The sequence below is a fragment of the Variovorax sp. V118 genome (genome assembly GCF_041154445.1).
Classification (GTDB): Bacteria; Pseudomonadota; Gammaproteobacteria; order Burkholderiales; family Burkholderiaceae_C; genus Variovorax; species Variovorax boronicumulans.
This window is the reverse complement of the sequence record NZ_AP028663.1, coordinates 4400525-4418417: the sequence shown is the minus strand read 5'-3', so window position 1 is coordinate 4418417 and position 17893 is coordinate 4400525. Positions and strand designations below refer to the sequence as shown.

Here is a 17893-nt window from a genome sequence, read left to right as displayed (position 1 = left end):
GGGCAGGCGGGCGCTCAGGCGCCGGCCTGGGGCCGCTGCGCGCAGACGCTGCAGTGCGGGTCGCGCGAGACGCGCAGCGTGTCGAAGCCGGTGCTGCGCCCGTCGAACATCAGCAGCTTGCCCGCCAGCGACGGCCCGATGCCGGCCAGCAGCTTGAGCGCCTCGCTGGCCTGCAGCGTGCCGATGGTGCCGACCACCGGGCCGAACACGCCGAGCACCGCGCAGCGCGTTTCCTCGAAGCTGGCCTCGGGCGGGAACAGGCAGGCGTAGCAGGGGCAGGCGGCGTCACGCGTGTCGTACACGCTCAGCTGGCCGTCGAAGCGGATCGCCGCACCCGCCACCAGCGGCTTGGCGTGCGCCACGCAGGCGCGGTTCACGGCCTGCCGCGTGGCGAAGTTGTCGCAGCAGTCGACCACCACGTCGGCCTCAGCCACGAGCCGCGACAGCAGCGCCTCGTCGGCGCGCACGGCGTGGGTCTCGATGGCGATGCCGGGGTTGATGTCGCGCATGGCCTGCGCGGCCGATGCGACCTTCGGCTGGCCCACCCGCGCCTGGGTGTGGGCGACCTGCCGCTGCAGGTTGGTCAGATCGACCTCGTCGTCGTCGACCAGCACGATGTGGCCGACCCCCGCTGCCGCGAGGTACAGGGCCACCGGCGAGCCCAGCCCGCCGGCACCGATGACGAGCACCCGCCCGGCGCTGACGCGTTCCTGGCCGTCGATGCCGAATTCTTCGAGGAGGATGTGCCGCGAATAGCGCAGCAGGTCGTGATCGTCCATGCGCGCCTGCCTGGGCCTGTGCGGGGGAGAGGAAAACGCCGGTGGCGCGAACCGCACGGTGCGTGCGGCCCGCTCGCCGGGATCAGTTTTCCTTCTTCTCGTCCTTGTTGTCGACGATGACCTGCGTCTTGCTGACGAGCACCGGCTGGCCCTTCAGGCGGTTGAGCGCCTGCACCAGCGGGAAGTCCTTGTCGGTGCCGAACTCGGGCACCTTGCGGTCCTGCGGCGGCTTCTTGGCTTCTTCCTCGAGGCGCTTGCGGGCTTCGTCGCGGGCCTTTTCACGCTCGGGGTCCTTCACCTCGGGGCCCTGGCCGCTGGCCAGGTGCTTCTCGAGGTCGGCCTCGCGCATGCGCAGGGCGGCGAAGGGGCTGCCCTCGGCGCTTTCGTCGACCAGCACGTTGGGCACGATGCCCTTGGCCTGGATCGAGGTGCCGCTGGGCGTGTAGTAGCGCGCGGTGGTGATCTTCAGGCCCGTGTCGGGGCCGAGCGGGCGCACGGTCTGCACCGAGCCCTTGCCGAAGGTCTGGCTGCCCATGATGGTGGCGCGCTTGTGGTCCTGCAGCGCGCCGGCCACGATCTCGCTGGCCGAGGCCGAGCCTTCGTTCACCAGCACCACCAGCGGCACGTTCTTGAGCGCTGCCGGCAGGTTGCGCAGCGGGTCGCTGCCCGAACGGCGCTGGTAGTACTCGGGCGCCGCCTTGTAGATCGACTTGCTTTCGGCCAGCTGGCCGTCGGTGGTGACCACCGTGACGTTCTCGGGCAGGAAGGCCGCCGACACCGCCACGGCCGCGTCGAGCAGGCCGCCCGGGTCGTTGCGCAGGTCGAGCACCAGGCCCTTGAGGTTCGGGTCTTCCTTGTAGAGCTCCTCGATCTTCTTGACGAAGTCGTCGACCGTGCGCTCCTGGAACTGCGACAGGCGGATCCAGCCGTAGCCCGGCTCGATCATCTTGCCGCGCACCGACTGGGTACGGATTTCCTCGCGCGTGATCGTGACCGGGAAGGTGCGGCTCTCGTCCTTGCGGAAGATGGTCAGCAGCACCTTGGTGTTGGCCTCGCCGCGCATGCGCTTGACGGCTTCGTTCAGCGACAGGCCGCGCACGGCCGTGTCGTCGATCTTGGTGATCAGGTCGTTCGGCTTCAAGCCGGCGCGGAAGGCCGGCGAGCCCTCGATGGGCGAGACGACCTTGATGAGGCCGTCTTCCTGCGAGATCTCGATGCCCACGCCGACGAAGCGGCCCGTGGTGCCCTCGCGGAATTCCTTGAAGGACTTCTTGTCGAAGTACTGCGAATGCGGATCGAGCCCGGCAACCATGCCCGAGATGGCGTCCGAGATGAGTTTCTTCTCGTCGACCGCCTCGACATAGTCGCTCTTGACCATCCCGAAGACGGCCGCGAGCTGCTGCAATTCCTCGAGCGGAAGCGGCGCGAGCGAACCCCGCGCGACCGTCTGCAGCGAGACGGTGGTCAGGACGCCAGCAACGGCGCCGGCGGCGACCCAGCCGGTGATCTTCAGTTTCTGGCCCATCATGAGTGAAATGTCCTGTATGTCGACGGCTGTCGAACCAATATACACAGCTTGGAAGCAAATTGCCTGCCGGGGTTCCACGGAGGAACCGGCAGGCGGGGTTTTCTTCTTTTGCTTACGTCTTCAGCCCTTGCCCTGCGAAGCCACCGCGGCGGCGGCCTTTTCGGCGGCCGCGGCATCGCCCAGGTAGTAGTGGCGCAGGGGCTTGAGGTCGTCGTCCAGCTCGTACACGAGCGGGATGCCGTTCGGGATGTTCAGGCCGACGATGGCGTCGTCCGAGATGCCGTCCAGGTACTTCACCAGCGCGCGGATCGAGTTGCCGTGCGCGGCCACGACCAGGCGGCGGCCGGTGCGGATGGCCGGGGCCATCGATTCGTTCCAGAACGGCAGCACGCGCGCCACCGTGTCCTTCAGGCATTCGGTCAGCGGGATCTGCTCGGGCGACAGCTTGGCGTAGCGCACGTCGGAGCGCTCGCTGCGCGGGTCGTCCGCTTCCAGCGGCGGCGGCGGGGTGCTGTAGCTGCGGCGCCAGACCAGCACCTGTTCGTCGCCGTACTTCTTGGCCGTTTCGGCCTTGTTCAGGCCCTGCAGGCCGCCGTAGTGGCGTTCGTTCAGGCGCCAGGAGTGCACCACGGGCAGCCAGGTGCGGTCGAGTTCGTCGAGCGTGTGCCAGAGGGTGCGGGTGGCGCGCTTGAGCACGCTGGTGTAGGCCACGTCGAAGTCGTAGCCCTCGGCCTTGAGCAGCCGGCCGGCCTGCTTGGCCTGCTCGACGCCGGTTTCGGTCAGGTCGACGTCGGTCCAGCCGGTGAAGCGGTTTTCGAGATTCCAGGTCGATTCGCCGTGGCGGATCAGTACCAGTTTGTGCATGTCGGAGGCCTTTGGCAGCGCGTGGGAAAACCAGCATTCTAAAATCCCGGGTTTGCCATCCAAGGAACCCCCGTGAAATTGATCGAATTCGTCACCGCGAACTGGATGCTGATCCTGATGGCGCTCACCTCGGGCGGCATGCTGGCCTGGCCGATGCTCCGGGGTGCGGGCGGCGGCACGCTCACGGCCCAGGGCGCCGTGCAGCTCATCAACCGCGAACGCGCGGTGCTGGTCGACGTGCGCGAACCCGAAGAATTCGCGACCGGTCACATGATCGGCGCCAAGAACGTGCCCCTGAACCTGCTGGACGAGAAGCTGGCCAGCACGGTCAAGAACAAGAACGTGCCGCTGCTGCTGGTGTGCGCCACCGGTGCCCGCGCCCAGCGCGCCGTGGCCACGGCCAAGAAGCTCGGCTACGAGCAGGCCCAAGCCGTCGCTGGCGGCCTGAAGGCCTGGAAAGAGGCCAACCTGCCGGTTGAAAAAGCCTGATTTTCCCCAAGGTAGAGCGCATGCAAGCCGTCAAGATGTACACCACCGCCGTCTGCCCGTACTGCACGCGTGCAAAGCAGATCCTCAAGGCCAAGGGCGTCGAGCAGATCGAAGAGATCCGCATCGACACCGACCCGCAAGCCCGCACCACCATGATGGAGATCACCCAGCGCCGCACGGTGCCGCAGATCTTCATCGGCGACACCCACGTGGGCGGCTGCGACGACCTCATGGCCCTGGACAGCCGCGGCGGACTCGTTCCGCTGCTGCAAGGCGCCTGAAGCCCCGCGCGGCCGGGCGTCACGAAAGTGCGCGGGCCGTCGGGCGATAATCGTTTGTTCCCTCATCTGCAGCCCGCTGCGGGACCCTCTCCCCGGCGGGCATTGTTTTGATCCTCGAAAGTTCAGCCATGGCCGACCAGCAAGCCCAAGATCCCGTGTTCCAGATCCAGCGCGTCTACCTCAAGGACCTGTCGCTCGAACAACCCAACTCGCCCGCGATCCTGCTGGAGCAGACGCAGCCCACCGTCGACATCCAGCTCGGCGTGGACGCCCAGCCCGTGGCCGACGGCATCTTCGAGATCACCGTGTCGGCCACCGTGCAGACCAAGATCGAAGACCGCACCGTGTTCCTGGTCGAAGCCAAGCAAGCCGGCATCTTCGAGATCCGCAACCTGCCGGAAGACCAGATGGGCCCGATCCTGGGCATCGCCTGCCCGCAGATCGTCTACCCGTACCTGCGCGGCAACGTGGCCGACGTGATCCAGCGCGGCGGCTTCCCGCCCGTGCACCTGGCCGAAATCAACTTCCAGGCCATGTACGAGCAGCAGCAAGCCCAGGCCGCCGGCCAGGCTGCCCCCACCCTGGCCCAGTAAACCGGCCGCACGACGCCGCCAGCGCACGATGAAGATCTGCGTTCATGGCGCCGGTGCCTGGGGCACGGCCGTCGCAGTCAACGCGGCGGCCCGCCACGAGGTCACGCTGTGGGCGCGCGACGCCGCCCAGGCCGACGCCATGTCGGCCGCGCGTGAAAACACCCGCTACCTTCCCGGGCTGGCCCTGCCGGCCTCGCTGGCCGTGCGCGCGGGCGACATCGCCCAGGCGCAGGCCGGGGCCGACCTCGTCATCGTCGCCACGCCCATGGCCGCCCTGCGCGACCAGCTGCTCGCCCTGCGCGGCACCACCGCCCAGGTGGCGTGGCTGTGCAAGGGCGTCGAGCCCGCGCTCGATGCCTCTCCCACCACCTACGGCCTGCTCGCCCACGAGATCTGGGCCCAGGTCGCCCCTGAATTGAAGGCGGGCGTGCTCAGCGGCCCCAGCTTTGCGCAGGAGGTCGCCGAAGGGCGCCCGACCGCACTGGTGGCCGCCAGCCCGCACGCCAGCGTGCGCGATGCGCTGGTCGACGCCTTCCACGGCCCGGCCCTGCGCGTGTACGCCAACGACGACATCGTCGGCGTCGAAGTCGGCGGCGCCGTCAAGAACGTGCTCGCCATCGCCACCGGGCTGTGCGACGGCCTCGCGCTCGGGCTCAACGCCCGCGCGGCGCTGATCACCCGCGGCCTGGCCGAAATGACCCGTTTCGGCCTGGCGCTCGGCGCCCGCGCCGACACCTTCATGGGCCTGTCGGGCCTGGGCGACCTCGTGCTGACCGCCACCGGCGACCTGTCGCGCAACCGCAAGGTCGGGCTGCTGCTGGCCCAGGGCCGCACGCTCGCGCAGGCCGTCGATTCGCTGGGCCACGTGGCCGAGGGCGTGTACTGCGCCCGCACCGTGGTGCAGCGCGCGCGCGGCCTGGGCATCGAGATGCCCATCGCCGAAGGCGTGGTCGCGCTGCTCGACGGCCAGGTGAGTCCGCGCGATGCCGTCGCGGCGCTGACCGGGCGCGACCCGGTGCCCGAGTCGGTGCAGCAGCCGCCCGCCGGCCCGGCCTCGCGCCATTCCTCCTGAAGAAGATTAGAGATTCCAGAGACATGAGCCCTCGCTTTGATTTCTCGGCGTCGGCCGTCGCCGCGCTGGCCGAGTCCGACGTCGCCCGCGCCCTGCAGGAAGACGTCGCCGACGGCGACCTGACCGCCTCGCTGGTCGACGCCTCCCGCACCGCCCACGCCCGCGTGCTCGCGCGCGAAACCGCCGTGGTGTGCGGCGCGCCCTGGGTCGAGGCCACCGTGCGGCGGCTCGATCCGCAGGCGCGCATCACCTGGCTGTGCGCCGAGGGCCAGCGCTGCTCCGCGGACCAGCCCGTGCTCGAAATCGAAGGTGGCGCCCGCGCGCTGCTGACGGCCGAGCGCACCGCGCTCAACTTCCTGCAGCTGCTGAGTGCGGTCGCCACCAAGACCGCGCTGTACGCCGACGCTGTGAAGGGCACCCGTGCCCGCATCGTCGACACCCGCAAGACCCTGCCGGGCCTGCGCCTGGCGCAGAAGTACGCCGTGCGCACCGGCGGCGGGTTGAACCACCGCATCGGCCTGTACGACGCGGTGCTCATCAAGGAAAACCACATCGCCGCGGCCGGTGGCGTGGCCGCCGCCCTGCGCGCGGTGGCGCCCGTGGCCGCGCAGGCCGCCTTTGTCGAGGTCGAGGTCGAGACCCTGGCCCAGCTGCAGGAAGCGCTGGACGCCGGCGCCCGCATGGTGCTGCTCGACAACATGGACCTGCCCACGCTGCGCGAGGCCGTGCGCCTGAACGACGCCGTGGGCGAGGGCCGCAAGGCCGTGCTCGAGATCTCCGGCGGCGTCACGCTCGACGGCCTGCGCGCCCTGGCCGAGACCGGTGTCGACCGGATCTCGATCGGCGCGTTGACCAAGGACGTGAAGGCCATCGACTACTCGATGCGCTTCCTGAACCACTGAACCGCCATGACGACCGCTTCCGTCATCGATGTCGACTACGAACAGCCCGCGCAAGGCGCGGTCTGCGACACGCGCCACGCCTGGGCCCGCGTGCCCCCCGAGCCTTCGCCCGACGAGCGCATTGCGCTGAAGGAGCGCATCCGCCGCCTGCTGCGCGAGCGCAACGCGGTGATGGTGTCGCACTTCTACGTGCACCCCGACCTGCAAGATTTGGCCGAGGAAACCGGCGGCATCGTGAGCGATTCGCTCGAGATGGCGCGCTTCGGCCGCGACCACGCCGCCACCACGCTGGTGGTGTCCGGCGTGCGCTTCATGGGCGAGACCTCGAAGATCCTCTCGCCCGAAAAGCGCGTGCTGATGCCCGACCTGGACGCCAACTGCTCGCTCGACCTGGGCTGCCCGGTCGACGCCTTCAGCGCCTTCTGCGACGAGCATCCCGACCGCACCGTGGTGGTCTACGCCAACACCAGCGCGGCCGTGAAGGCGCGCGCCGACTGGCTCGTCACTTCCAGCTGCGCGCTCGACGTGGTGAACGCATTGCATGCGGCCGGCCAGAAGATCCTCTGGGGCCCCGACCGCCACCTGGGCGACTACATCCGCCGCCAGACCGGTGCCGACATGGTCAGCTGGAACGGCGCGTGCATCGTGCACGACGAATTCAAGGCGCTCGAACTCGAGCTGCTCATGAAGGAACACCCGAAGGCCAAGGTGCTGGTGCATCCCGAGTCGCCGTCCGACGTGATCGCGCTGGCGCACGCGGTGGGTTCCACCTCGGCCATCCTGAACGCGGCGCAGCGCTTCGACGCGACCGAGTTCATCGTCGCGACCGACACCGGCATGCTGCACAAGCTGCGCACGCTGAACCCCGGCAAGACTTTCATCGAAGCGCCCACGGCGGGCAACGGCGGCACCTGCAAGAGCTGCGCGCACTGCCCGTGGATGGCGATGAACGGGCTGGTCGAACTGGCGAACGCGCTGGAAACCGGCGCGGGCGAGATCCACGTCGATCCGGCACTGGGCGTGCGCGCGCGCGTGCCGATCGACCGCATGCTGGCGTTCACCGCCGGGCTGAAGAACGGCCAGGCGCTGGGCAGCCTGGTCGCCGGCATCGGCGCCGCCTGACCGGCGTTTAGAACTCTATCGTACAGCTGTCGCCCAGCGCCTCGCGCCACACGCGCACGCGCGCCAGCGACGGTCGCAGGTCGGGCAGTGCGTCGGCGATGAACACGCACAGGTTCTCCAGCGTCGGCGGATGCAGCCCCGGCACGTCGTCCAGCAGGTGATGGTCGAGCTGTTCGCGCACGTCCTCGAGCCGGCGGCGCAGCAGGCCCAGGTCGATCACCATGCCCGTCACCGGGTCGCGCTCGCCCGCCAGCCACACTTCCGCGTGGTAGGTGTGGCCGTGAATGCGGCGGCTGCCTTCGACCTCGATCTCGCGTTTGAGCGTGTGGGCGGCGTCGAAGAAGAAGCGTTGGCTGATGGTGAAGCGCATCGTCAAAAAAAGAAACTCGAAACTGAAAGGGGCCGCGCGTCAGCGGATGCCCGTGATCTTGTGGGTCTGCACGCTCAGGCGCCACACCGGCTGCTTCATGCATTCGGCGATGCACAGCTCGGTGTTGGCGAGCCGGTCGGGCCCGTCCATCGGCTGCAGAAAGCGGTGCGTGAATTCGCCCGTGCGCGCCATCGCATCGAGGTCGATGCCGGCCTGCGGCCACACCAGCTTCAGCTCCTGGCCGCGCTGCTGCACCCACGGCGCGCCGGCCTTGGGGCTGATGCACAGCCAGTCGATGCCCGCGGGCGCGGCGACCGTGCCGTTGCTCTCGACCGCGATGCGAAAGTGCCGCGCGTGCAGCGCGTCGACCAGCGCCGCATCGACCTGCAGCAGCGGCTCGCCGCCCGTGAGCACGACCAGCCGGTGCGCGGTGTCGCCGGCGGGCCATTGCGCGGCGATGGTGTCGGCGAGCTGGTCTGCGTTCTTGAACTTGCCGCCCAGCGTGCCGTCGGTGCCGACGAAGTCGGTGTCGCAGAAACGGCAGACAGCCGTGTCGCGGTCTTCCTCGCGGCCGGTCCAGAGGTTGCAGCCGGCGAAGCGGCAGAACACGGCCGGCATGCCGGCCTGGCCGCCTTCGCCCTGCAGCGTGTAGAAGATTTCCTTGACGCTGTAGGTCATGTGGCGAGCGGCGTGTCGATTTCGAGGTTGTCGATGAGCCGCGTGCTGCCCAGCCGCGCGGCGGCCAGAGCCACGAGCGCATCGCCGGGCTGCGGCGCCTGCAGGTCGGCGCGGCGGCGCAGCACCACGTAGTCGGGCTGCCAGCCGCGCTGCGCGAGCGCCTGCATGGCGCGCGCCTCGAGGGCGGCCACGTCGCGCTCGCCGGCGCGCACGGCCTCGGCCATGGCCCGCAGCGCCTTCGACAGCTGCACGGCCTCGGCGCGCTCGGTGGCGCTCAGGTAGCCGTTGCGCGAGGAGAGCGCCAGGCCGTCGTCGGCGCGGAAGGTCTCGCCGCCCACGATTTCGATCGGCAGCGCGAACTGCCGCACCATGTGGCGGATCATCATGAGCTGCTGGTAGTCCTTCTTGCCGAACACGGCCACGCGCGGCTGCACGCACTGGAACAGCTTCATCACCACCGTGCACACGCCGATGAAGAAGCCGGGGCGAAAGTGCCCTTCGAGCAGGTCGGCCAGCGCCGGGTCGGGGTGCACCTTGCAGGTCTGGGGCTCGGGGTAGAGCGCCTTCTCGTCGGGCGCGAACAGCACGTCGCAACCGGCGGCGCGCAGCTTCTCGCAGTCGCTGTCCCAGGTGCGCGGGTAGGTGTCGAAGTCTTCGTGCGGCAGGAATTGCAGGCGGTTCACGAAGATGCTCGCCACGGTGGCGTCGCCCAGCGGCTTGGCCTGGCGCACGAGCGCGAGGTGGCCCTCGTGCAGGTTGCCCATGGTGGGCACGAAGGCGGGGCGCTGGCTGGAAGACAGGTGCTGGCGCAGTTCGTCGATGGTCTTGGCGATGTACATGGTCGGTGTCCTTCTGTGCTTACCAGGCGTGGAGGCGGTCGTCGGGGAAGCTGCCGTTCTTCACGGCCTGCACGTAGGCCTGCAGCGCGGGCAGCACGCCCGGCGCGTCGGCCATGAAGTTGCGCACGAACTTCGGCATCTTCCCGAGGTTGATGCCCAGCATGTCGTGCAGCACGAGCACCTGGCCCGCGGTGCCCTTGCCGGCGCCGATGCCGATGGTGGCGCAGCGGGTCAGCTCGGCCGTGAGTTCGGCGGCCAGCGCGGCCGGCACCATCTCGAGCACCAGCATGGCGGCGCCCGCGTCCTGCAGCGCGTGGGCCTGCTGCTTGAGCAGCGCGCCGGCGGTGTCGCCCTTGCCCTGCACGCGGTAGCCGCCGAGCGCATGCACGGTCTGCGGCGTCAGGCCCAGGTGGGCGCACACGGGAATGCCGCGCTCGACCAGGAAGCGCACCGTTTCGGTGGTCCAGCCGCCGCCTTCGAGCTTGACCATGTGCGCGCCGGCCTGCATCAGCACGGTGGCGCTGGCCAGGGCCTGCTCGCGCGATTCCTGGTAGCTGCCGAAGGGCAGGTCGGCGATGAGCCAGGTCGTGCCCTGCACGCGGCGCAGGCCGCGCGAGACGCTGTCGGTGTGATAGCGCATGGCCTCCAGGCTCACACCCACGGTGCTGTTCAGGCCCTGGCAGACCATGCCCAGCGAGTCGCCGACCAGCAGGCAGTCGATGCCGGCCGCGTCGGCCATGGCCGCGAAGGTGGCGTCGTAGGCAGTGAGCATGGCGATCTTTTCGCCGCGCGCATGCATGTCCGCCAGCCGCGGCAGGCTCACGGGCTTGCGCTGCGCCAGGGGCGAGGCGGGCGGCAGCGTGCCGTAGGGCGAGGCGGGCGGGGCTTCGGACGGTGGGGTGGGTGGGGTAGGGGTGTTCGACATGGTTGGCTTTCTCCCTGCGGGCGTCGGTGGCCGGGCATCCTGAGGGTGATCGAAAGGTGACGAAGGGTGGGCTCAGTCGACCGGCGGCACCAGCACGGTGGGTGCGGTGGGCTCGGCCAGCGAAGGGTAATCGCGACTGAAATGCAGGCCACGGCTCTCGTGGCGGGCCTGCGCGGAACGCACGATCAGCTCGGCCACCTGCACCAGGTTGCGCAGTTCGAGCAGGTCGCGCGTGACGTGGAAGTTCGCGTAGAACTCCTGGATCTCGGCCTGCAGCAGCGCGATGCGGTGGCTCGCACGCTCCAGGCGCTTGTTGGTGCGCACGATACCGACGTAGTCCCACATGAAGCGGCGCAGCTCGTCCCAGTTGTGGGAGATGACCACGGCTTCGTCGGCGTCGGTGACGCGGCTCTCGTCCCAGGCGGGCAGCGCGGCGCGCTCGCGCGACGGGGCCTGCGCAATGGCGTCGGCCGCGGCGCGCGCGAACACCATGCACTCGACCAGCGAGTTGCTGGCCAGCCGGTTGGCGCCGTGCAGGCCGGTGCAGGCGGTTTCGCCGATGGCATACAGGCCCGGGATGTCGGTGCGACCGGCCAGGTCGCTGAGCACGCCGCCGCAGGTGTAGTGCGCGGCGGGCACCACGGGAATCGGCTCGCGCGTGATGTCGATGCCCAGCTCCAGGCAGCGCGCCAGGATGTTGGGGAAATGCTCTTTCAGGAACGCGGGCGGCTGGTGCGAGATGTCGAGGTACACGCAGTCCAGGCCGTGCTTCTTCATCTCGAAGTCGATGGCGCGGGCCACCACGTCGCGCGGCGCGAGTTCGGCGCGTTCGTCGTGCTTGGGCATGAAGCGCGTGCCGTCGGGCAACTTGAGCAGGCCGCCTTCGCCGCGCACCGCCTCGCTGATCAGGAACGACTTGGCGTGCGGGTGGTACAGGCAGGTCGGGTGGAACTGGATGAACTCCAGGTTCGACACCCGGCAGCCCGCGCGCCAGGCGGCGGCAATGCCGTCGCCGGTGGCGGTGTCGGGGTTGGTGGTGTACAGGTACACCTTGCCCGCGCCGCCGGTCGCCAGGATGGTGTGCGGCGCGCGGAAGGCCAGCACCTCGTCGGTCTCGTCGTCCAGCGCGTACAGGCCCTGGCAGGATGGATCGGCCAGCCCGAGCTTGGTGCCCGTGACCAGGTCGACCAGCGTGTGGTGTTCGAACAGCGTGATGTTGGGCGTGCGGCGCACGCGCTCGATCAGCACCTGCTGCACGGCCGCGCCGGTGGCGTCGGTCACGTGCACGATGCGGCGCTGGCTGTGGCCGCCTTCGCGCGTCAGGTGCAGGTCGCCGCCTTCTTCCGAAAAGGGCACGCCCAGTTCGCGCAACCAGCCGATGGCCTGCGGCGCGCCCTCGACCACGAAGCGCGTGGCCTCGGGGTCGCACAGGCCGGCGCCGGCCACCAGCGTGTCTTCCACGTGGGCGTCGAAGCTGTCGCCCGCCGCCAGCACGGCCGCGATGCCGCCCTGCGCCCAGGCGCTGGAGCCGTCGTTCAGCGCGCGCTTGGTGAGCACGGCCACGCGGTGCGTGGGGGCCAGGTGCAGCGCGGCGGAGAGGCCGGCAAGGCCGCTGCCGACGATGAGGACGTCGAAGTCGCGTACGGCAGAAGTCACGGGGAGTGGAACCGGTTGGGTCAGGCGGGCGAGTAGGCCAATCTGACGTAGATGGGGGCGAAGGCCTCGGCCTGCGTGATGTCGATCAGCGTCTCTTTCGCGAGCTCGAGCATCGCGATGAAGGTGACGATCAGCACCGGCACGCCGCGCGAGACGTCGAAGAGCTTTTCGAACTCGACGAAGCGCTGGCCCTGCAGGTGGCGCAGCACGATGCTCATGTGCTCGCGCACGTTGAGCTCTTCGCGCGAGATCTTGTGGTGCTGCACGAGCTTGGCGCGCTTCATGATGTCGGCCCAGGCGTCGCGCAATTCGACCACGTCGACGTCGGGAAAGCGCGGCTTGATCGACTGCTCGATGTAGACCTGGGCCTTCCAGAAGTCGCGCCCGTAGGTCGGCAGCGCGCTGATGGCGGCGGCCTGCAGCTTGGTCTGCTCGTACTCCATGAGCCGGCGAACCAGCTCGGCGCGCGGGTCTTCGGCCTCTTCGCCGTCGGCCACCTTCTTGGGCGGCAGCAGCATGCGCGACTTGATCTCGATCAGCATCGCGGCCATCAGCAGGTATTCGGCCGCGAGTTCGAGGTTCGTCTGGCGGATCTCGTCGACGTAGCTCAGGTACTGCCGCGTCAGGCCCGCCATCGGGATGTCGAGGATGTTGAAGTTCTGCTTGCGGATCAGGTACAGCAACAGGTCCAGCGGGCCCTCGAAGGCCTCCAGGAAAACCTGCAGCGCCTCGGGCGGGATGTACAGGTCCTTCGGCATCGCGAACAGCGGCTCGCCGTAGAGCCGGGCCAGGGCGACCTGGTCGACGACCTCGGGCATGCTGGCCACGATCGTGCCGTTGTCCTCGTCTGCGCTCATGAGGAAGTTGCTATCAACTTAATAGCTGTGCGCGCAGGCTGGGCGGCGGGATGCCGGGTGGGCACCATTCACTTGGGTTGGGTCTGGTAGACGTACGGCTGCATCGGCACGCGCGCTTCGCTGTACTCCTCGAGCAGGCTGCGGTCGAGGTGCTTGTCCCACAGCAGGGCGCGGCCGGCGCGCTGTTCGGCCTCGAGCGTCGGCTTCTTTTGCTTCATCTCCTCGATGAAGTTCGTGATCTCGGAGGTGTAGTGGGGGCGGCGGAAGATGGACATAGACTGGACCTTTATCGCTCGAATTTTACCGGGGACGGCATGCAACGATTTCAGAAGGGCCGGATCGGCCTCGTGGCAGGACTGCTGGCGGCGCTGATCGGGCTCGCGGGCTGCGATCCGCAGCGCATCAGCGAGCTCGAAGAGGGCGTCTCGACCGAGGCCGACGTGCGCGCGCGTTTCGGCGAACCCGAGAACGTCTGGGACGTGCCCAACGGCCGCGTGCTGGAGTTCAACCGCCAGCCGCAGGGCCAGAAGAACTACATGATCACCATCGGCGCCGACGGCAAGATGAGCGCGCTGCGCCAGGTGCTCACGCCCGAGAACTTCGCCAAGGTGCAGCCCGGCATGATGATGGAAGACCTGCGCAAGCTGCTGGGCAAGCCGGCCAAGGTCACGCCCTATGCGCTCAAGCGCGAGACCGAATGGGAATGGCGCTGGGTGCAGCCACCGAATTCGTCGATGGTCTTCACCGCCACGCTGAACGACGACCAGCGCGTGGTGCGCAGCGGGTCGTCGCCCGACCGGGGCACCGAGGCGCCCTGAGCGCGCTGCCTACAGCGCCGCCGCGTGCAGCGCCGGGCGCCGTGCGGCCCAGGGCATGGCCTGCTCGAGCTGCGCGGCGAGCTGCAGCAGCGTGGCCTCGTCGCCCATGGGCGCCATGCATTGCACGCCGATCGGCAGGTCGCCGGCCATCCCCAGGGGCAGCGAGATCGCCGGCTGGCCGGTGAGGTTGGCCAGCGGCGTGAAGGTCGCGTAGTCGAACAGATGATCGAAGTAACCCTGCGCATCGCGCGCGGGGTCGTCCTGGTCGAGGTAGCCCAGCGCCACGGGCGGGGTGCGCATCGTCGGCGTGAGCAGGATGTCGTGCTGCGCGAAGAAGGGCGCCACCTCGCGCGAGACCGCATTCATCTGCGCGAGCGCCAGTTCCAGGTCGAGCGCGCTCAGGCGCAGCCCGTGCTCGGCGGTGGCGCGGGTGCAGGCCTGCACCTGGCCCAGCGCCTTCTCCAGCGGCATCTGCAGCGCCTGCGCCACGCCCGCCACGCCGGCCGCCAGCAACGAGGACCAGAAGGTGCGTGTGGCCGAGAAGAAAGCCTCGTGCGCATACGACGGCGTCGCCCACTCCACGACATGCCCGAGACCGGCGAGCGTGCGCGCCGTCGCCTCCACCGCGTCGACGCAGGGTCGCGCCGCCGGCTGCGTGCCCGGGAACTGCGTGCTCACCGCGATGCGCAGCCGGCGCGGCGCCGACCGGATGGCCTGTGCGTAGGGCTGCGCGGGCGCGGACACCAGGAACGGATCGCCCAGCTCGGGGCCGTGCATGAGGTCGAGCGCAGCGGCGGCGTCGTGCACGGTGCGGCAGACCACGCCCTCCATGCCCAGGCCCATCAGCGGCTGGCCGTAGCCCGGGCCGGCGCTGATGCGGCCGCGGCTGGACTTCAGCCCGATCAGGCCACAGGCGGCGGCGGGCACGCGGATCGAACCGCCGCCGTCGTTGGCGTGCGCCATGGGCACGATGCCGGCGGCGACCGCCGCGGCCGAGCCCCCGCTGGAGCCGCCCGCGCTGTGCGCCAGGTTCCACGGGTTGCGCGTCGCGCCGCCGAGGGCGCTCTCGGTGGTGGCGTTGAAGCCGAGTTCCGGGGTCCAGGTGCGCCCCAGCGTGGCCAGACCGGCGCGGCGAAAGCGCGCCATCAACGCGCTGTCTGCGGCAGCCGGCAGCCCGTCGCCGAACAGCCGGCTGCCGGCCTGGCAGCGCACGCCCTCGGCCTGCAGCACCAGGTCCTTGATGAGGAAGGGCACGCCGCCCAGCGGACCCTGCGCGTCGTGCGACAGCGGGGCGTCGAAAAGCTCGGCCATGGCGTTGATGCGCGGGTTGAGCGCGGTCGCCGCCTGGCGCGCGCACTGCTGCGCTTCGGCGGCGCTGATGTCCTTGCGGCGGATGCATTCGGCCAGCCCGGTGGCGTCGAGGCGGCTGTAGTCGGCGAGGTTCATGGCAACGGTGTCCTGTTCGTGTGTGATGTGGAAACGCCGTGCAGCGTAGGGTGGGGTGTCCGGCGGCGGCAGTCGTTCAGATGAACGATGCGGGAATCTCCGCAACCGCACGCGAGCGGGCGGCCCCTAAGATCGCGCCGCATGGCGCACAGCAGTTCTTCTTCGGGGTCGTGCATTCCGGCCGCACAGCTCGGCGCGTTGCTGCTCGATCTGTATCCGCGGGCCGCCGCGCCCGAGGCATCGGCCGCCGGCGGGCTGCTGGACTGGCTGGCCGGCCACATTGCGTTCGATGCCGCCTGGTTCGGCCGCTCGGTGTTCGCCGCCGGACGGCTCGAGCCGCGAGACGGCCACACGCGCGGGCTGGCGCCGGATTTCGTGGCCGACTGGTGCCGTGTGCGCCACCTCGATCCCATGGTGGCCGCGGTGATGGCACGACCGGGCCATGGCATGGCGATGGCGTCGCACGAGCTGCCGTCGGTGGGGTCGCTGCGCGCCTTCGCTTCGGAGCATCGCCTCGACCGGGTGCTCAGCGTGATGCTGCATGCGCCCGATTCGCCGTGGTGGACGCACCTGTCGCTGTACGGCCGCGAAGCCGCGAGCTTCGGTGAGCGCGAGCACGCGCTGCTGGAGTTGCTGATGCCTCACCTGGTCTCGGCGCAGGCGCTGCGGCTGCGGGAGACGCCCGCGCCCGGCGTCTCGGCCCTGGCGGTGCTGAGCCGTCGCGAGGCCGAGGTGGCCCGGCTGTTCGGCGAGGGCCACAGCTACAAGATGGTGGCCCGCAGGCTCGACAGTTCCCCGGCGACGGTGCGTCACCACCTGCGGCAGGTGTACGCCAAGCTCGGCGTCACGAGCAAGGTGCAGATGGCGCGGCTGGTGTGCGGCGAGGCCGCGCAGGCCTGAGGAGCCCCGCCTAGGAGGTCGTTGCGGGCCGGCCCGAGGTCAACTCCTCGGCGAAGCCCGAGCGCTCCAGCACCTCGAGCGGCTGCGGCTGCAGCGACTCGATGCGCAGCAATCCGTCGCGCGCCAGCACTGCGCGGTGCAGCTGCCGCAGCGCATCGACGCCGGTGGCATCGATGTAGATCAGGTGCGTGGCGTCCAGCACCAGCGTCATGCCGCGCGGTGCGCGCTCCGCGGCGTTCACTGCTTCGTCGAGCTTGGCCGCCGCGCCGAAGAACATGGCGCCGTACAGCCGGTAGGTGAGCACCGGCGGCTGCAGCGTCACCAGCTCGACGCTGAACAGCCCGCTCATGCGGCGGATGAAGAGCGCGCACGCCAGCACGATGCCCACCTGCACCGCCACCGTGAGGTCGAACACCACCGTGAGGAAGAAGGTGCCGAGCATCAGCAGCCGGTAGTGGCGGCTGAAGTGGCGCAGCTGGCCGGGCGTGAACTCGCGCCATTCGCCCATGTTCAGCCCGACGAACACCAGGATGCCCGCCAGCACCGCGAGCGGCACGTGGCGCGCCAGCGGTGCCGCCAGCAGCGCCACGACCAGCAGCGTGACCGCATGCACGATGCCCGCAATGGGCGAGCTGCCGCCGGAGCGGATGTTGGTCACGGTGCGCGCGATGGTGCCCGTGGCCGGCATGCCGCCGAAGAAGGGCGTGACCAGGTTGGCGATGCCCTGCGCCATCAGCTCCTGGTTGGGGTCGTGGCGCGGCTGGCCGCTGACCTGGTCGGCCACGCGCGCGCACAGCAGCGACTCGATGGCGCCGAGCAGCGCGATGGTCAGCGTCGGCGTCACCAGCTGCTTGACGGTTTCCCATGAAAAATCGGGCAGCGCGAAGGCCGGCACGCCCTCGGGAATGCCGCCGAAGCGCGTGCCGATGGTCTCCACCGGCAGCGCGAAGCCCCACGACACCAGCGTGAGCGACGCCAGCGCGACGATCGGCCCCGGGATGCGCCCGACGATCTGCACCGGGCGCGTCTGTACCCAGCGTCCGCCCACGCGCTGCACCGCGCGCGCCAGCGCCGAGTCGCCGCGAAACAGCCGCGACCACGCCAGCAGCCCGAGCACGCAGGCCAGCCCGAGCGCGAAGGCGTGCGGGTTGAAGGTGTCCAGCCGCAGCGCCATCGCATGCAGCTGCGAGAACACGTCGGCCGGCATGCGCTCCACCGTGAGGCCGAGCAAATCCTTGAGTTGCGACAGCAGGATCAGCACCGCGATGCCGTTGGTGAAGCCCACCACGATCGACAGCGGCACGAAACGCACCAGCCGCCCGAGCCCGAACAGCCCCGCCATGAACAGCAGCACGCCCGCGCATGCGGTGGCGATCAGCAGGTTGGCCACGCCGTAGCGCTCGACGATGCCGTAGACGATCACGATGAACGCGCCCGCCGGGCCGCCGATCTGCACGGCCGAGCCGCCCAGCAGCGAGATCAGGAAGCCCGCGATGATCGCCGTCCAGATGCCGGCCTCGGGCTTGAGCCCCGAGGCGATGGCAAAGGCCATGGCCAGCGGCAGCGCCACGATGCCCACCGTGGCGCCCGCGCCGAGGTCCGCCAGGAATCGCCCCCGGTCGTAGCCGGCCATCGTGTCCAGCAGGCGGGGGCGAAAGCGGGTGAGGTTCAGCGGCGACGACATGTGCGGTCATTGTGGCCCGGCCGTCGCGGCGGCCCCGCGATGTCCCGGCGGTGAGTACTTTCAGTCAGCTTATCGGCGGCGAGGCTGAAA

20 protein-coding genes are annotated in these 17893 nt (G+C 69.8%); 8 read left to right on the top strand and 12 right to left on the bottom strand.

Features of this window, described 5'->3' with window-relative positions; all coding sequences use genetic code 11:
- Nucleotides 1-14 precede the first annotated feature (14 nt).
- The 3 genes from ACAM52_RS20560 to gpmA form a co-directional block, all read right to left on the bottom strand.
- Nucleotides 15-779 (bottom strand): molybdopterin-synthase adenylyltransferase MoeB, encoded by a 765-nt coding sequence (locus ACAM52_RS20560; protein ID WP_307637116.1) that lies wholly within the window; start codon nt 777-779, stop codon nt 15-17.
- A gap of 82 nt (nt 780-861) precedes the next feature.
- Nucleotides 862-2304, bottom strand: a complete 1443-nt coding sequence (locus tag ACAM52_RS20555) for a S41 family peptidase (protein ID WP_062477129.1) — start codon at nt 2302-2304, stop codon at nt 862-864.
- Between the two features lie 123 nt (nt 2305-2427).
- On the bottom strand, nt 2428-3171 hold the full coding sequence (gene gpmA, locus ACAM52_RS20550; RefSeq protein WP_013543140.1) for a 2,3-diphosphoglycerate-dependent phosphoglycerate mutase: 744 nt from the start codon (nt 3169-3171) through the stop codon (nt 2428-2430).
- An 81-nt stretch (nt 3172-3252) separates the two neighbouring features.
- Between gpmA and ACAM52_RS20545 the strand changes: the two genes are divergently transcribed.
- The 6 genes from ACAM52_RS20545 (at nt 3253) to nadA (ending at nt 7630) form a co-directional block, all read left to right on the top strand.
- Nucleotides 3253-3660: a rhodanese-like domain-containing protein gene (locus ACAM52_RS20545; RefSeq protein WP_062477132.1), complete on the top strand. Its 408-nt coding sequence runs from the start codon at nt 3253-3255 to the stop codon at nt 3658-3660.
- A gap of 20 nt (nt 3661-3680) precedes the next feature.
- Nucleotides 3681-3941, top strand: a complete 261-nt coding sequence (gene grxC, locus ACAM52_RS20540) for a glutaredoxin 3 (protein ID WP_062477087.1) — start codon at nt 3681-3683, stop codon at nt 3939-3941.
- A 128-nt stretch (nt 3942-4069) separates the two neighbouring features.
- Nucleotides 4070-4534 carry a protein-export chaperone SecB gene (gene secB / locus ACAM52_RS20535; protein ID WP_056578332.1) on the top strand — a complete coding sequence of 155 codons (465 nt, stop codon included), beginning with the start codon at nt 4070-4072 and terminating at the stop codon, nt 4532-4534.
- 28 nt (nt 4535-4562) lie between these two features.
- Nucleotides 4563-5606, top strand: coding sequence for an NAD(P)H-dependent glycerol-3-phosphate dehydrogenase (locus tag ACAM52_RS20530; RefSeq protein ID WP_369644471.1), 1044 nt, complete (start codon nt 4563-4565; stop codon nt 5604-5606).
- 23 nt (nt 5607-5629) lie between these two features.
- On the top strand, nt 5630-6508 hold the full coding sequence (gene nadC / locus ACAM52_RS20525; protein WP_369644470.1) for a carboxylating nicotinate-nucleotide diphosphorylase: 879 nt from the start codon (nt 5630-5632) through the stop codon (nt 6506-6508).
- Between the two features lie 6 nt (nt 6509-6514).
- A complete protein-coding gene (gene nadA, locus ACAM52_RS20520) occupies nt 6515-7630 on the top strand; it encodes a quinolinate synthase NadA (protein WP_369644469.1) in 1116 nt (371 codons plus the stop codon).
- A 7-nt stretch (nt 7631-7637) separates the two neighbouring features.
- Here nadA and ACAM52_RS20515 read toward each other — a convergent pair whose 3' ends face one another.
- The 7 genes from ACAM52_RS20515 to ACAM52_RS20485 form a co-directional block, all read right to left on the bottom strand.
- Nucleotides 7638-8000, bottom strand: coding sequence for a 6-carboxytetrahydropterin synthase (locus tag ACAM52_RS20515; protein ID WP_369644468.1), 363 nt, complete (start codon nt 7998-8000; stop codon nt 7638-7640).
- Nucleotides 8001-8039: 39 nt separating this feature from the next.
- Nucleotides 8040-8678, bottom strand: coding sequence for a 7-carboxy-7-deazaguanine synthase (queE, locus tag ACAM52_RS20510; RefSeq protein ID WP_307696249.1), 639 nt, complete (start codon nt 8676-8678; stop codon nt 8040-8042).
- Nucleotides 8675-9517 carry a pantoate--beta-alanine ligase gene (gene panC / locus ACAM52_RS20505; protein ID WP_369644467.1) on the bottom strand — a complete coding sequence of 281 codons (843 nt, stop codon included), beginning with the start codon at nt 9515-9517 and terminating at the stop codon, nt 8675-8677. The genes queE and panC overlap by 4 nt, the downstream gene beginning before the upstream one ends.
- A 19-nt stretch (nt 9518-9536) precedes the next feature.
- The gene (gene panB / locus ACAM52_RS20500; protein ID WP_070063577.1) at nt 9537-10442 is read right to left on the bottom strand and encodes a 3-methyl-2-oxobutanoate hydroxymethyltransferase; all 906 of its coding nucleotides are present in this window, start codon (nt 10440-10442) and stop codon (nt 9537-9539) included.
- Between the two features lie 72 nt (nt 10443-10514).
- A complete protein-coding gene (gene nadB / locus ACAM52_RS20495) occupies nt 10515-12098 on the bottom strand; it encodes an L-aspartate oxidase (protein ID WP_062477111.1) in 1584 nt (527 codons plus the stop codon).
- A 20-nt stretch (nt 12099-12118) separates the two neighbouring features.
- On the bottom strand, nt 12119-12955 hold the full coding sequence (locus ACAM52_RS20490) for a ScpA family protein (RefSeq protein ID WP_056578351.1): 837 nt from the start codon (nt 12953-12955) through the stop codon (nt 12119-12121).
- 68 nt (nt 12956-13023) lie between these two features.
- Nucleotides 13024-13230 carry a DUF3460 family protein gene (locus ACAM52_RS20485; protein WP_062477114.1) on the bottom strand — a complete coding sequence of 69 codons (207 nt, stop codon included), beginning with the start codon at nt 13228-13230 and terminating at the stop codon, nt 13024-13026.
- Nucleotides 13231-13269: 39 nt separating this feature from the next.
- Here ACAM52_RS20485 and ACAM52_RS20480 point away from each other — a divergent pair, with 39 nt between their 5' ends.
- A complete protein-coding gene (locus ACAM52_RS20480) occupies nt 13270-13773 on the top strand; it encodes a hypothetical protein (protein ID WP_062477116.1) in 504 nt (167 codons plus the stop codon).
- A 9-nt stretch (nt 13774-13782) separates the two neighbouring features.
- Here ACAM52_RS20480 and ACAM52_RS20475 read toward each other — a convergent pair whose 3' ends face one another.
- A complete protein-coding gene (locus ACAM52_RS20475; protein ID WP_369644466.1) occupies nt 13783-15219 on the bottom strand; it encodes an amidase in 1437 nt (478 codons plus the stop codon).
- Nucleotides 15220-15360: 141 nt separating this feature from the next.
- On the opposite strand from ACAM52_RS20475, the gene ACAM52_RS20470 reads away from it, so the two are divergent.
- Nucleotides 15361-16119: a LuxR C-terminal-related transcriptional regulator gene (locus ACAM52_RS20470; protein ID WP_369644465.1), complete on the top strand. Its 759-nt coding sequence runs from the start codon at nt 15361-15363 to the stop codon at nt 16117-16119.
- A gap of 10 nt (nt 16120-16129) precedes the next feature.
- Here the strand turns inward: ACAM52_RS20470 and ACAM52_RS20465 are convergent, their stop codons facing one another.
- A complete protein-coding gene (locus ACAM52_RS20465; RefSeq protein ID WP_369644464.1) occupies nt 16130-17803 on the bottom strand; it encodes a SulP family inorganic anion transporter in 1674 nt (557 codons plus the stop codon).
- Between the last annotated feature and the right edge of the window lie 90 nt (nt 17804-17893).